Origin of the sequence: Jeotgalicoccus saudimassiliensis (assembly GCF_000756715.1) — a bacterium.
GTDB lineage: Bacteria > Bacillota > Bacilli > Staphylococcales > Salinicoccaceae > Jeotgalicoccus > Jeotgalicoccus saudimassiliensis.
Genome location: NZ_CCSE01000001.1, coordinates 1111636 through 1126033, shown reverse-complemented (window position 1 = coordinate 1126033; position 14398 = coordinate 1111636). Strand labels below are relative to the sequence as shown.

10 protein-coding genes are annotated in these 14398 nt (G+C 43.3%); 7 read left to right on the top strand and 3 right to left on the bottom strand.

The features are described 5' to 3' along the window. The first annotated feature begins 105 nt into the window (after positions 1-105). Positions 106-1815, top strand: coding sequence for an acetate--CoA ligase (acsA, locus tag RZ44_RS05360; protein ID WP_035809288.1), 1710 nt, complete (start codon positions 106-108; stop codon positions 1813-1815). A 140-nt stretch (positions 1816-1955) separates the two neighbouring features. After that, complete coding sequence (locus tag RZ44_RS05355; RefSeq protein ID WP_035809286.1) at positions 1956-3623, top strand: formate--tetrahydrofolate ligase; 1668 nt, start codon at positions 1956-1958, stop codon at positions 3621-3623. Between the two features lie 279 nt (positions 3624-3902). On the opposite strand, the gene RZ44_RS05350 is transcribed toward RZ44_RS05355, so the two are convergent. Further along, positions 3903-6422: a transglycosylase domain-containing protein gene (locus tag RZ44_RS05350; protein WP_035809284.1), complete on the bottom strand. Its 2520-nt coding sequence runs from the start codon at positions 6420-6422 to the stop codon at positions 3903-3905. 426 nt (positions 6423-6848) lie between these two features. On the opposite strand from RZ44_RS05350, the gene tyrS reads away from it, so the two are divergent. Further along, positions 6849-8108, top strand: a complete 1260-nt coding sequence (gene tyrS / locus RZ44_RS05345) for a tyrosine--tRNA ligase (RefSeq protein WP_035809282.1) — start codon at positions 6849-6851, stop codon at positions 8106-8108. Between the two features lie 40 nt (positions 8109-8148). On the opposite strand, the gene RZ44_RS05340 is transcribed toward tyrS, so the two are convergent. Then, a complete protein-coding gene (locus tag RZ44_RS05340; RefSeq protein ID WP_035809279.1) occupies positions 8149-9477 on the bottom strand; it encodes a YjiH family protein in 1329 nt (442 codons plus the stop codon). Positions 9478-9626: 149 nt separating this feature from the next. Here RZ44_RS05340 and RZ44_RS05335 point away from each other — a divergent pair, with 149 nt between their 5' ends. Next, on the top strand, positions 9627-10574 hold the full coding sequence (locus RZ44_RS05335; RefSeq protein ID WP_035809277.1) for a dipeptidase: 948 nt from the start codon (positions 9627-9629) through the stop codon (positions 10572-10574). A gap of 376 nt (positions 10575-10950) precedes the next feature. Here RZ44_RS05335 and RZ44_RS05330 read toward each other — a convergent pair whose 3' ends face one another. Further along, positions 10951-11442 (bottom strand): hypothetical protein, encoded by a 492-nt coding sequence (locus tag RZ44_RS05330; protein WP_141638992.1) that lies wholly within the window; start codon positions 11440-11442, stop codon positions 10951-10953. A gap of 116 nt (positions 11443-11558) precedes the next feature. On the opposite strand from RZ44_RS05330, the gene RZ44_RS05325 reads away from it, so the two are divergent. From RZ44_RS05325 to RZ44_RS05315, 3 genes are all read left to right on the top strand, one after another. Continuing rightward, on the top strand, positions 11559-12701 hold the full coding sequence (locus tag RZ44_RS05325) for an MFS transporter (protein WP_035809272.1): 1143 nt from the start codon (positions 11559-11561) through the stop codon (positions 12699-12701). A 59-nt stretch (positions 12702-12760) separates the two neighbouring features. Beyond that, complete coding sequence (locus tag RZ44_RS05320; protein WP_035809270.1) at positions 12761-13030, top strand: hypothetical protein; 270 nt, start codon at positions 12761-12763, stop codon at positions 13028-13030. Between the two features lie 159 nt (positions 13031-13189). Continuing rightward, complete coding sequence (locus RZ44_RS05315; RefSeq protein ID WP_035809268.1) at positions 13190-14395, top strand: DUF418 domain-containing protein; 1206 nt, start codon at positions 13190-13192, stop codon at positions 14393-14395. Positions 14396-14398 lie beyond the last annotated feature (3 nt).

The window sequence follows — 14398 nt, the reverse complement described above, 5'->3', positions numbered from 1 at the left end:
AATTTTTTAAAAATTTAATCGTTTTCATAGAATTCTGAACTGTCTTTCAATATAATGGCTTTATGAAAGCGAAATCATAAATACAACCGAAGGGTGTCGTTAGGAATGAAAGTAGAACTTTACAAAGCAACAGATCAACACGCAAACATGCCGGATTACAAAACGGCAAAAGATAATTTCTCATGGGAAGAAATTGAGAAAGAATTTTCATGGTATGAATCAGGAAAAGTGAATATGGCTTATGAAGCTATTGATAAACACGTGGACGAAGGGCACGGCGATAAAATCGCACTGCACTATAAACTGGATGACGACATTCAGTCGTTTACATTTAAAGAGATGAAAGAGAACTCAAATAAAGCGGCCAACTTACTGAAAAATGCCGGTGTAAAAAAAGGGGACCGTGTATTTATCTTTATGGCGCGTTCACCGGAGTTATATTTTGCACTGCTTGGTGCACTGAAAATCGGTGCAATAGTCGGACCGTTATTTGAAGCGTTTATGGAAAAAGCAGTAAGGGACAGAATGGAAAACAGTGATGCTTCAACAATTGTGACTACACCGGAACTGCTGCCGAGAGTACCTGTAGATGAGCTGCCTCATCTTGAAAATGTTATCGTTTCAGGCGATGATGTGGATGAGAAATATATCAGTTATAAGAAAGAATTCGAGAAAGCTTCTACGGAATTTGACATCGAATGGCTGGATAAAGAAGACGGTTTAATTCTTCATTATACAAGCGGTTCAACAGGCCAGCCTAAAGGTGTGCTGCACGCTCAGTATGCGATGGTGCAGCAGTATATTTCAGGTAAGTATGTCCTCGATTTAAAAGAAGACGATGTTTACTGGTGTACAGCTGACCCGGGCTGGGTTACAGGAACTTCATACGGAATTTTCGCTCCGTGGCTGAACCGTGCAACAAACGTTATCGTCGGCGGAAGATTCTCTCCGGAATCTTGGTACGGTGCGCTCGAAGAGCTGAAAGTGACCGTCTGGTACAGTGCACCGACAGCGTTCAGAATGCTGATGGGCAGCAGCGACAATGTCGTTGAGAAATACGATTTATCTGCATTAAGACATGTGCTTTCAGTAGGGGAACCGTTAAACCCTGAAGTTGTTAAATGGGGGATGGAAGTATTCAACCTGCGCATTCACGATACGTGGTGGATGACTGAGACAGGAGCACACATGATCGTTAACTTCCCGTCCATGGACATTAAAGGCGGATCAATGGGTAAACCGCTGCCGGGTGTTGAAGCGACGATTATCGATGATCAGGGGAATGAACTGCCGCCAAACCGCATGGGCAACCTTGCTATGAAATCGGGCTGGCCGGCGATGATGCGTGAAATTTATAAAAACAAGCCGAAGTACGATTCATATTTCATCGGTGACTGGTACATTTCAGGTGACTCGGCATACATGGATGAAGATGGATATTTCTGGTTCCAGGGCCGTGTGGACGATGTCATCATGACAGCAGGAGAACGTGTCGGACCGTTTGAAATCGAGTCCAAACTCGTCGAACATGAAGCGGTTCAGGAAGCGGGGGTTATCGGTAAGCCGGACCCTGTGCGCGGAGAAATTGTTAAGGCGTTTATCGCGCTGAGAGACGGTTATGAGCCGACTGATGAGCTTAAAGAAGAAATCCGCGTCTTTGTTAAGAACGGACTTGCAGCGCATGCAGCGCCGCGGGAAATCGAATTTAAGGACAGCCTGCCTAAGACACGAAGCGGTAAAATCATGAGACGTGTGCTTAAAGCATGGGAACTTGACCTTCCTGCCGGTGACTTATCGTCGATGGATGACGACTAAAATTTACAATTTATAAGAAAAATTAATAAGATAACGAAATAGAATCGTAAATTATGGTTCTATTTCGTTTTTTATGTCATAATGAATATGAAGTTGTGAAATCGTTTTACAACTGCAAATTATATTTAGGAGCTGAGAAGATGGCACATTTGACTGACCAAGAGATTGCGTCAAAAGCCTCAATACAACCAATTCAGGACATTGCTAAGAAAGCAGGAATCCCTGAAGAAGCATTAGAAATGTATGGTAAATACAAGGCAAAAGTAGACATCAACCAACTTGAAGGAGACAAGGAAGATTCTAAAATCGTACTTGTATCTGCTATGAACCCGACACCTGCCGGTGAAGGTAAATCAACAGTAACTGTTGGCCTAAGTGATGCTTTCAATAAAATTGGTAAAAATGTAATGGTTGCTTTACGCGAACCTTCACTTGGACCTGTAATGGGTGTTAAAGGTGGAGCGACAGGCGGAGGCCACGCACAGGTATTACCAATGGAAGAAATCAACCTACACTTTAACGGTGACCTACACGCGATTACTGCAGCAAATAATGCACTGAGTGCTTTCATCGATAACCACATCCACCACGGCAACAAGTTAAACATTGACCCGCGCCGTGTTACTTGGAAACGCGTTATTGACATGAACGACCGTGCACTTCGTCAAGTAGTTGTCGGCCTGGGCGGACCTACAAGAGGTGTTCCTCGTGAAGATGGATTCGATATTACAGTTGCGAGTGAAATCATGGCTGTACTATGTCTGTCAAACGACATCATCGATCTTAAAGAAAAATTAGCTAAAATTGTATTCGGTTATACGTACGACAAGAAACCTGTAACAGTAGGCGAGCTTGAAGTTGAAGGTGCATTAGCACTTCTTCTTAAAGAAGCAATCAAACCTAACTTAGTACAGACTATGGAAGGTACACCTGCATTAATCCACGGTGGACCATTCGCTAACATTGCACACGGATGTAACTCAATCATTGCAACAAACACTGCAAGACAGCTTGCTGATATCGTTGTAACTGAGTGTGGATTCGGCTCTGACCTTGGCGGAGAGAAATTCATGGATATTAAAGCACGCATGGGCGGATTCAAGCCTGATGCTATCGTTTTAGTAGCAACAATCCGTGCGCTTAAGATGAACGGCGGAGTAGCTAAAGCTGACTTAGGCGAAGCTAACGTTGACGCACTAAAAGAAGGTGTTGTTAACTTAGGTAAACACATCGAAAACGCTCGTAAATTCGGCGTTGAGCCTGTAATCGCGTTAAACGACTTTGTAACTGACACTGACGAAGAAAGAGAATTCGTTCTTAACTGGTGTAAAGATCAGGGCGTACGCGTTGCATTAACACAGGTATGGGAGAAAGGCGGAGCAGGCGGCGTAGAACTGGCTGAGCAGGTATTAGAAGCTGTTGAAGCTGGTAACGACTTCCACCACCTTTATGAAGATGAACTGCCAATCGCTGACAAGATCGAGAAGATCGTTACAGAAGTATACGGCGGAGACGGCGTTATCTTAACAGACAAAGCTAAAAAACAAATCGCTGACATCGAAGCTAACGGCTGGGGCAACTTCCCGGTATGTATGGCTAAGACTCAGTACTCATTATCAGATGATCCTAAGAAACTTGGACGTCCTTCAGGCTTCAACGTAACAGTACGTGAAGTAATCGCTAAAGCAGGTGCAGGATTCGTTGTTGCACTTACTGGTGATATCATGACAATGCCTGGACTTCCTAAAGTTCCTTCAGCTAACAACATGGATGTAAATGCTGACGGTTCTTCAACTGGATTATTCTAGAACTTAAATAATGATAGTAAAAACCCGGAATCTTTGGATTCCGGGTTTTTTGTGTTTGGCTGGAGATGGGAAGGTGGGAAGAGAGGAGAAATGTCGTTAGAATCCGGAAACAGGTCGACATTGTCAGTTAAATCGTTTTGAGTGACAGTGTCGCGCCCACATTGTCTGACAAATGGATTTATCGGACAGTATCGCCGCCTACATCACTAACGACCAGCCAAACGACCACAAAAAACACCTCCACACTTAGTGGAGGTGTTCAACTTAGTCAATTAATAATTAATCGTCATCATCTTTATCCTTGTCTTTATCTTTAGATGAACTGCTTGATGATCTGCCGACTGTATATCTGTCGTCGTACGTACGTGTGACGCGTCCCCGTAAGTCGCTGTTTGAAAGTCCGCCGTCAATTGCAGAACCCATACGGGACTGGATTGCCGGGTCACTTAATGAGCCCTTGTTCGAGAATTGTGTATCTTCTGCGATTAAACCTTTAATTGACTTGTCCATGCTCTTGGAACAGTCGTCTTCCAGTTCCATAGTCAGTGCACAGAATTCTTCTGTTCTTACTGATGAAGGCTGCTGGAATTGTTCGTATGCACCAAGCTGCTCCGGAGCGGCGTTTGACAGTGCCTGTGCCATGTTTCTCCAGTTATACAGGTGATGGTACTGTTCGGCATCGGTGTCGTATACCTGAGGAATATTACGGTCGTAGCCCATCCATATACCTAATGTAACTTTCGGGTTAAAGCCGACCATCCATGAATCGACGAAGCGTTCTGATGTACCTGTCTTCGCTGACCAGTCATAAACACCCTGAACAGATGCATAGTAATCTTTAATGTGATAAACAGAACCTGTTACAAATGATTCTTTAAGCATATCGGCCATCAGGAATGATGTGGATTCTTTAAATACTTTTGTCGGATCTGCCTGATGTTCATAAATGACTTCACCGTTTGGATCAGTAATTGATTGAATCATATAGCTTTCCGTCATTTCACCCTGGTTACCGAATGTAGAGAATGCATCGACGTTGTCTACAACGGATACATCATTTGTACCAAGCGGCAGTGAAATTGTGCTGAGTAATTCGTCCGAAACATTCAGACCCATCTGCTCCAGGTACTGTCCCGGATTATGATTTCTGACTTCAGACCATAATCTTAATGTACTTAAGTTATATGAGTTGCTGAGTGCGTGCTTCGCAGAGACGAGGCCGTACTCTTCAGTAGAGTAGTTCTTTGGCGCGTAGCCGTTAAAGCTGAATTCTTCATCCAGCAGCACTGTATCCGGTACGATTAACCCGCGGTCTATTGCCGGTGCAAACGTCGTCAGCGGCTTCATCGTTGAACCTGCCTGACGTGTAGTCTGTGTTGCGTGGTTAACTTCCGATTCCTCGTAATCACGTCCGCCGACGAAACCGAGTATTTTACCTGTGGCATTGTCTTTTAGAACCATGCCGACTTCGTGGTTCAGAATATTTTCTTCTTCACCTTCTACTGCGTTCAGAGCATCAAGACTGCTGCGCTGCCCGTAGTAGCTGAAGTTATTATTTTTCGTATCCTGCATCGTATCGTAAATGTTCTTATCGATCGTCGTTTCAATCTGGTACCCTTCGTTACGCATTGCGTCATTCGCTTTTTGAGTGTACTCCTGATTGATTAACGGCGTTGAATTGACATCTTCACGGCTGATGCCGTCCTGTTCAGCGAGAATATATTTGATAATATCGACGCCGCGGCGTTCAATTTCATCTGTCAGGAACGGATAATTCTGGTTTGGAACGACTACGCTTGAAGCCATCGTTTCATAAATATTGTATTCCATTGCCTGATCGTATTCTTCCTGAGTAATGGCACCTTCAGTCAGCATTCTCGAAAGTACGAATTCCTGACGGTTTTTACCGGCGGCAAGGAATTCCTCTTCTTTCATTGAACCGTCCTGATTAAACGGAGTGTAAGCATACGGGTTTTGCGGCAGTCCTGCTAAAAATGCACTTTCGGCAATGTTCAGCTCGGCAGCGGGTTTGTTGAATACGCCCTGTGCCGCGGACTCAATTCCCGCGATATTCTGTCCGTTGGCATTACGGCCAAATGATACTGCGTTTAAGTATGCTTCAAGAATTTCTTCTTTCGATAAAATGTTTTCGACTCTGAAAGCGAGCAGAAGTTCTGTTGCTTTACGGTCGAATGTCGGATCGTTCGTCAGCATCTGGTTTTTTACAAGCTGCTGGGTAATGGTACTGCCGCCCGAACTTTCCTCACCGCCTGAAACCTGCTGCAGCGATGCTCGGAGGAATGCTTTTGGAACGACTCCGTTATGTTCATAGAAGTGTTCATCCTCAGTGGAAATCAGTGCTTTTGTGACGTTCTCCGAGATGTTTTCATAATCGACAGTTTCGCGGATCAGGTCGGACCTTAATGTTCCGAGTTCTTCACCGGAGCCGAATGTTACAGTCGTACTTTCAGTCATTTCGGTCAGACTGGTATGAATTTCTTCCTGTGCAAGCACATCCTCGTCAGAGACAAGTGCTGCGAAGTAGCCGAGACCGATGCTGAAAAGAAATATTCCGAGCAGGGTGAATGCTAATAGTAAGAATAAAACTACATTCCATATAGTGTCATATGCTGTAAAGAACGACACCCTGAGCGGAGACCCGGCTTTTTTAAAGCGGGCGACTGTATTATGATATTTGTCCTTCGCAGTTTTTCCGTGGACTTTATCTTTCTTTTTGTCCGGATCTTTACGGGAGAACATTTTTTTTATATTATCAATAAAGTCATTTTTCTTATCCATGTCTACCTCCTGTTAAAAAGATTATATCATATGTCCTTCTTACACTCATAGTGATAAAAGCCGGTGTAAGCGTATTGTAATCAACCCTGTTATCGTATATCAAAAACAGGGAAAGTCAAAGGAAAAAGCATGGGAGGGCGGCATGGAACTTGACTTTTTATCATGCTGATAATATACTTGGATAAAATTTAATGAATAATTTGAACGGTGAGAGAAGTAGTAATATAGTTTGATTCAGAGAGCCTGCGGACGGTGAGAGCAGGTGAGAATAATATTGCGAATACACTCATCAGAAAGTTCAGATCGTAATAGATGACGTATATTCTAATTTAGAGATAAATTGTTTGGTGGTACCGTGTCACGCACCCATACTGTATAAGTATGGGTGTTTTTTTATTCATTAAAATAATATTATTGGAGGAAACTATGACTACATTATTGGAAGACCTGCAATACCGCGGTATTGTATATCAGATGACTGACGAAGAAAAGATTAACGATATGCTCGAACAGGAGAAAATTTCGCTGTACTGCGGTGCCGATCCGACAGCAGACAGTCTTCACATCGGTCATTTAGTACCATTTTTAACACTGCGCCGTTTCCAGCAATACGGTCATCGTCCGGTAGTATTAATCGGCGGGGGTACTGGAATGATCGGGGACCCTTCATTTAAGGCGGACGAGCGTAAACTTCTGACGGAAGAGGAAGTGGATGCGAACGTTGAAGCAATTAAAGGCCAGATGGAAAGAATTTTTGATTTCAGCGATGACAACGCAGCTGTACTGGTTAACAACAAAGACTGGCTGAAAAATATCAGCTTAATTTCATTCCTGCGCGATTACGGTAAGCATGTGGGACTGAACTACATGCTGTCAAAAGACGCGATTCAGTCACGTCTTGAAACGGGGATTTCATACACGGAATTCACGTATACAATTTTACAGGCAATCGATTTCGGTCACTTAAATAAAGAATACGATGTCAGAATTCAAATCGGCGGATCTGACCAATGGGGCAACATTACGAGTGGTCTTGATCTGATGCGCAGAATGTACGGTACGACGAACTCTGAAGGCCTGACGATTCCGCTGATTACGAAAGCGGACGGCAAGAAATTCGGTAAAACTGAATCGGGCAACATCTGGCTCGATGCGAAACGCACGTCACCATACGAATTCTATCAGTTCTGGCTGAACCAGAGAGATGAAGATGTGATTAAGTTCCTTAAACTGTTTACGTTTGTTGAACGTGAAGAAATCGAAGCGCTTAAAGTATCGGTTGAAGAAGAGCCGCATTTAAGAAAAGCACAGAAGCGTCTTGCAGATGAAATTACTGAATTCATCCACGGTGCAGAAGGACTTGAGGAAGCGAAGAAAGTAACGGAAGCACTGTTCAGCGGAGATATTAAATCACTGGATGCGGCACAGATTAAAGATGCATTGAAAGATGCACCGTCCGCAGAAGTGGACGGGGAAGACAGCAGCCTTGTCAATACGCTTGTTAATGCAAAAGTATCACCGTCACGCCGCCAGGCTCGTGAAGATATTCAAAACGGTGCAATTTACATTAACGGTGAGAGAATGCAGGATGTAAACCACGAAATGACTGAAGATGATAAAATAAACGGCGAATTCACTGTATTCCGCCGCGGTAAGAAAAAATATACGATTGTCAGCTATAAATAAAAAAAAGGTCAGCATCCATCCGGATGCTGACCTTTTTGCCTTAGAAAATAAGTAATGCTGCAACGATAACGATTGGTAATGTGATAATTGTTCTGAGCAGGAAGATTACAAACAGTTTGCCGATTCCAAGCGGGATTTTCGAACCGAGAATCACGCCGCCGACTTCAGAGAGGTAAATGAGCTGTGTAATACTCATTGCACCAACGATGAAGCGGGTCATATCACTCTGTACGCTTTCAATCAGAATGGCCGGCAGGAACATATCGGTAAACCCGATAAAAATCGTTTCACTCATCGCCTGTGCTTCGGGAATTCCGATCATTTCAAGTAATGGAACGAACGGCATGCCGAGCCATGCAAAGATTGGTGTATATTCTGCAAGAATAGTACCGAGTGTACCAATCGCCATAACGACTGGAAGTACACCGAACCATGTATCAAATACAGTTTTAATTCCTTCTTTAATTAACGGCAGAATACCTGGAGATTTCTCCGCTTTGTCCATCGCCTGCTTGTAACCCCAGGAAATCGGGTTATAACCTTCAGGAATCGTTTCTTCAAGTACCGATTCACTGTTGTAATAGCTGTCTTCAATTTTAGATAATGGCGGGATACGCGGCATAATTAATGCTGCGGCAACACCTGCAACGATAATTGTTAAATAGAACTGGCCGAACATATGCATCAGGCCGATTAAATCGAGAATAACAATCGTAAACGTAATGGACACAACCGAGAATGTCGAAGCGATAACACTTGCCTCACGCTTAGTGTAGTAACCGTCTTCATATTGTTTGCTTGTTAAAATGACACCGACAGTACCGTCGCCGACCCATGAAGCCAGATTATCGACTGTCGAACGCCCCGGAAGTGTGAACAGCGGACGCATAATTTTTGAAAATACTGTACCGATAAACTCCAGCAGTCCGTAATTTAACAGAAGCGGCAGGAAGAATCCGGCAATGATGAATACAGTGAATAACGTTGGCTGCAGATCATGCAGGATCATCGCTCCGGTATTTTCGGAAGTAATCATCTCCGGACCAAACTGTGCATATGCAAGTACTGCAAATAACGCACCGATTGCTCTTAAAATAACCCAGAAGTTGGAAGTATTAAATACATCATGCATAAAACCGGAACCGGTTTTTATCATCCAGCTGTATATAATACTGAAAACTGCCGAAATAACAATAACTGCAACTGTCAGCAGTGTAATGGTTTCAATGGTGATAAAATCTATGATGGCACTCGCGAGAAAGGCAACGGGAACAGTCGTATCTCCATCGATCTTCAGCGGCACAAGGAACATGAACACACCGATGACAGAAGGGATAAAGAACTTTAAGAATGTAGAAAAACGTGACATAATATACCCTCTTTTTATTGTAAATTTAACTATTTAATATTTATGTACTAAATAATTATACAAGTTTATGAATAATAGTAAAGTAGAAAACGTTTTCATATACGCTGATTTCTATTATAATGGAATAATAGAGAAAAGGGGAGATATTTATGAATATTATTGATACACATTGCGATGCTTTATTGAAACTTCAAGGTGACGCCCGTGCAACGCACGGTTATTTTCAACAGGAGCGGCAGCTGAACTATTTAAACTCGGATGAACTTGATGTGAATATGGAACGCAGAATTAAAGGAAATGTGAAAGTACAGTTTTACGCAATATTCATTTCTCCCGGTATTCCGGATAACGAAAAATGGCAGCATGCGCTGGAACAGATCGATGCATTTTACGAAGAAGTGCTGACGATGGACAATATGGTGCATATTAAGAAGCTTTCGGACATTAAAAATTTAAAAGAACACGAGTACGGTGCTGTGCTGACACTGGAAGGATCGGATGCGTTCGGCAACGATTTAATGAAACTGCGAACACTGTTCAGACTGGGTGTGCTGTCACTTGGACTTGTCTGGAACAACGGCAACCTGGTTGCTGACGGTGTAGGAGAAAAACGCGGCACAGGGTTAAGTGAATTCGGTGTGCAGGTCGTTGAGGAATGTAACAAAAATGATGTACTGATAGACGTCAGTCATTTGAATGTCGAAGGGTTTAAAGATGTGATTGAGCACGGAAAGCATGTATTCGCCAGCCATTCCAATGTACGGGTTATTCACGATCATGCGAGAAACCTGCACGATGACCAGATTGAACAGCTTATTGAAAAAGGCGGCATGATAAATATCGTATTCTGTCCGCCATTTATCGGAGAAGGTAACGTGACGATTGATGACCTGGTAAAGCACGTCGATAAAATAATCGAACTCGGCGGAGAAAAGCATATCGGACTCGGTTCCGACTTCGACGGTATTGATGTATTTGTCGAAAATCTTGAAGACGCATCAAAATACGGTAATTTAATAGAAGCTTTACGTTCAAAATACGGTGAGGAATTCACCGAAGGCATTGCCTCGAAAAACTTTATAGAGCGATTTTGTTAAAAATACCCCGCAGATTATAAGATCTGCGGGGTGAATTTGTATGTGTGGTTTGGGGTTTGGGTGGGTCGGATGACAACGGCGGTGTGCCGTTGTCATCCGGGGTCTGTCGGTTCACAACGGTGATGTCCCGTTGTCATCCGGGGTCTGTCGGTTCACAACAGTGATGTCCCGTTGTCATTCGGGGTCTGCCGGTTCACAACAGTGATGTCCCGTTGTCATTCGGGGTCTGTCGGTTCACAACGGCGATGTCCCGTTGTCATTCGGGGTCTGCCGGTTCACAACGGTGATTGGCCGTTGTCATCCGGGTCTTATCGATTCACAACGGCGGCTGGCCGTTGTGAACCAACCCCATCCAACCCCAACCAACACACACCGGTTATTCTGCCTGATTGTCTCCAATCAGCTGATTGACTTTTTCTTTCGCTTCATGCATTTCTTTTTCCTGAGCGCTGATGTTGTCGAGCGCAGTGTTTAATCTTTCATCAATGGAATCATCACCGAGCGGATTAACGAAAAAGAAATCTTCATTAAGGTTACTGTACAGCACCATCAAGTCTTCTACCTGGTCGAGGTAATCAGTCATCGCATCCTGAACTTCCAGATGATTTTCATCTGTCAGCGTGTAATTATTAATGGTCTGGCGGAAATCGCCGATACTTGGAATAATATCGTCATTAATACTTTGAAGAGCTTTGTCCCGGTTGGACTCTTTACTTATGTTTTTCGCCGTTTCATCGAGTTTCGTATTCAGCTCACTGTCGTTTCGCTCGAAAGCACCGAGCATCTGCGTATAGTTTTCTTCGGATTCACTGCTGCACGCACCGAGGAATAATACGATAAACGGCACTAAAAACATTAATCTCCTCATATTTACACCTCATATATAAATTAGACACAAATTGTCATTTGAAACGTCTCTCTAATAATTGTATAATAATCAAGTTGCCTTTTAAAACTATATTAACTTAAATGTGAGGAATACATATGAATAAAAAACTGATCATTACCTTTACAGTAGGTATTTTCCTGCTTGGTATGATGGAATTAATCGTTTCCGGAATTCTGGAGCTGATGAGTGACGATCTCGGTATAAGTCATGCTCTGACCGGACAGCTGATTACTGTTTACGCAGTCAGCTTTGCTTTGTTTGGACCGATATTAATCCGTGCAGCTGAAAACATGCAGCCGAAACTGGTTGTATTGATTTCACTTGTTGTATTTATAATCGGTAACGTTGTATTTGGTCTCGCCAACTCGTTTATGATACTGTCACTCGGACGTGTAATCACAGCGATGGCTGCAGCGGTCTTTATCGTTAAAGTACTCGATATGACAGTAGTGCTGTCGGAACCGCATGTCCGCGGTAAAATGCTTGCACTTGTCTACATGGGCTTCAGTGCTGCAAACGTGTTCGGGATACCGATTGGTACAATTATCGGCGCGCAGTTCGGCTGGAGAATTATTTTCGGCCTCGTTATCATTCTTGCGATCCTGGTCGGACTCGGTGTGCTGATGTTCGTACGTTCGGAAGCACTTGTCGACAATACACCTGAAGGTGTGCAGAAGAGCAGAATTAAATCGAAGAAAAATGTGGCGCTCTACATCGCAGTTACGCTGTCGGTGCTCGTGGGTAACTACATTATCCTCGGTTACATTTCACCGTTAATGACATCACACGGCTTCACGCTTGAAAACGTGTCGTTCGCATTATTAATTACCGGTATCGGCGGTATGACAGGAACGTATCTCGGCGGTAACCTGATCGATAAAATCGGACCGAAAAAAACGGTTATGCTGATGATGGCGATGTTCCTTGTGAGTCTTGCAGTTATGCCGTTCCTGTATGGTACACCTGTACTGTTCTATATCAATATGTTTGTGTGGAGCTTATTCCAGTGGGCAACATCCCCTGCAGTGCAGGGCGGACTGGTTGAAAACGTCGAAGGCTCAAGCTCGAACGTATTCAGCTGGAACATGTCGGCGCTTAACCTTGGAATTGGTATCGGTGCGGTAATCGGCGGGCTGTTTATCAGCAATTTCGATATCAGCTACGGACCGTGGCTTGGATTTGTTATCGTGCTGTGCGGTCTGATTGCAGCAACACAAATTAAACCGCAGACGGTGTAAAATTTTGAATAATGCGGTGAATGAATTATAATTAAATGACGATAAAAGGAGCGGTTAATGTGTTAATGCGTTTAATAATGATAATTTTAGCCAGCGTCGCGTCAATATTTGTAATCAATTTCACCGGATTTTACATTCTGGATTACACATGGCAGAACATACTGTATGGCGGGCTGATTATTATCGCCATCATGATTTTATATAAAATTTTAACGAAGTTTTTGAAACTGTTTTTATTCGTCGTCATCGTTGTTCCTGTACTGGGTATTTGTTTTTACTACTTATATACTTACATTACAGGCGAACCGCCGTCGTTTATGCAGTTTTGATGCAGAAACCGGAAATCCCAAAGGGGGTTTCCGGTTTTTTTGTATGCGGCGGGCGGGTGTGTCCGTATACTCAATAAAGTTCCCGTGATCACCCGCCGCTGTCTTCAGTTTTAATTTTATTCGGATAGAAGTATACTTATCCTAAATGGAGGTAGAGTTATGGGAGAGAATAATCCGATAGAGTTTAACAAAAGAGTTTTTGAAATAGACGGCATCCGCGGATTTGCACTGCTCGGCATACTGATGATGAACATCATGTCATTTGCCGGTCCTGATCTCGATGACAGTTTCAGTGGCACGCGTACGGAAATTTATACCGGATTCTGGAATGAGCTGTCATTATTTTTTATCAATACATTTGTGACGACTAATTTTTATACGATGTTTTCATTTTTGTTCGGTCTCGGCTTCTTTATATTTTTATCGCGTGCGGAAAAGAAAACGCAGTCGGTGTCGGCACTGTTTTTAAGAAGGCTCGGACTGCTTCTCGTGTTCGGACTGATGCACGGAATTTTGTTATGGTACGGTGATATTTTATGGACGTACGCGGTTACCGGGATATTCCTTTTGTTATTTTACAAATTCAAACCGAAAGTCAATTTAATTATTGCGGTTATTCTGCTCATCGTGACATCGGTTATGGTCGTTTTAATGTCTGCAGCAACATTTATGATGGAAAAGTATACTGCAGGCATGGATCTTGAATCGCAGGGCTTTGTCTATACACTGAATATGACAGAGACTGTTTTAAACGGTTCGTATGCTGATATCGTCGGCATGAATGCAACGATTCTCGGGATTTCTGCATCAGGTGCTCTATTTGTTATACCGAATGTACTGGCGATGTTTTTAATCGGACTGTATGCGGGACAAAAAGGGTGGTTTACTAATTTGAGCAGCCACATTCCGCTGTTAAGAAAAGTCACGGTAATCGGTATCGGCATCGGGCTGCCGGTGAAAATCTTTACAGGCTATTTAACGACATATCAGTTTAACGACGTGGTTTACAGTTTGTTAGCCATGCTGTCAAGTACAGTAGGCGGGCCATTGATGTCGCTCGGATATGTCGCAGCGCTTGCCTTGATTTTCCTGAAGATTCCAAGTTTCGTAAGTTTGCTGCAGCCGGTCGGTCAGATGGCGCTGACGAATTACATCGGACAGACAGTGATTATGCTCGGTATTTTTTACATCGGCGGATTATTCGGCAGCATTAATGCGATATGGTTTGTACCGGTTGCACTCGGGGTGTTCATCTTACAGATTATACTGAGTACTGTATGGATGAAGTTTTTCGCGTACGGACCGCTCGAGTGGATATGGCGCTGTTTTACTTATTTAAATGTGATGCCAATCAGAAAACGTTAAGGG

Bases quoted from the DNA above. Each gene is read 5' to 3' on its own strand.
- acsA (WP_035809288.1), top strand. From the start codon at position 106: ATGAAAGTAGAACTTTACAAAGCAACAGATCAACACGCAAACATGCCG.
- RZ44_RS05355 (WP_035809286.1), top strand. From the start codon at position 1,956: ATGGCACATTTGACTGACCAAGAGATTGCGTCAAAAGCCTCAATACAA.
- RZ44_RS05350 (WP_035809284.1), bottom strand. From the start codon at position 6,422: ATGGATAAGAAAAATGACTTTATTGATAATATAAAAAAAATGTTCTCC.
- tyrS (WP_035809282.1), top strand. From the start codon at position 6,849: ATGACTACATTATTGGAAGACCTGCAATACCGCGGTATTGTATATCAG.
- RZ44_RS05340 (WP_035809279.1), bottom strand. From the start codon at position 9,477: ATGTCACGTTTTTCTACATTCTTAAAGTTCTTTATCCCTTCTGTCATC.
- RZ44_RS05335 (WP_035809277.1), top strand. From the start codon at position 9,627: ATGAATATTATTGATACACATTGCGATGCTTTATTGAAACTTCAAGGT.
- RZ44_RS05330 (WP_141638992.1), bottom strand. From the start codon at position 11,442: ATGAGGAGATTAATGTTTTTAGTGCCGTTTATCGTATTATTCCTCGGT.
- RZ44_RS05325 (WP_035809272.1), top strand. From the start codon at position 11,559: ATGAATAAAAAACTGATCATTACCTTTACAGTAGGTATTTTCCTGCTT.
- RZ44_RS05315 (WP_035809268.1), top strand. From the start codon at position 13,190: ATGGGAGAGAATAATCCGATAGAGTTTAACAAAAGAGTTTTTGAAATA.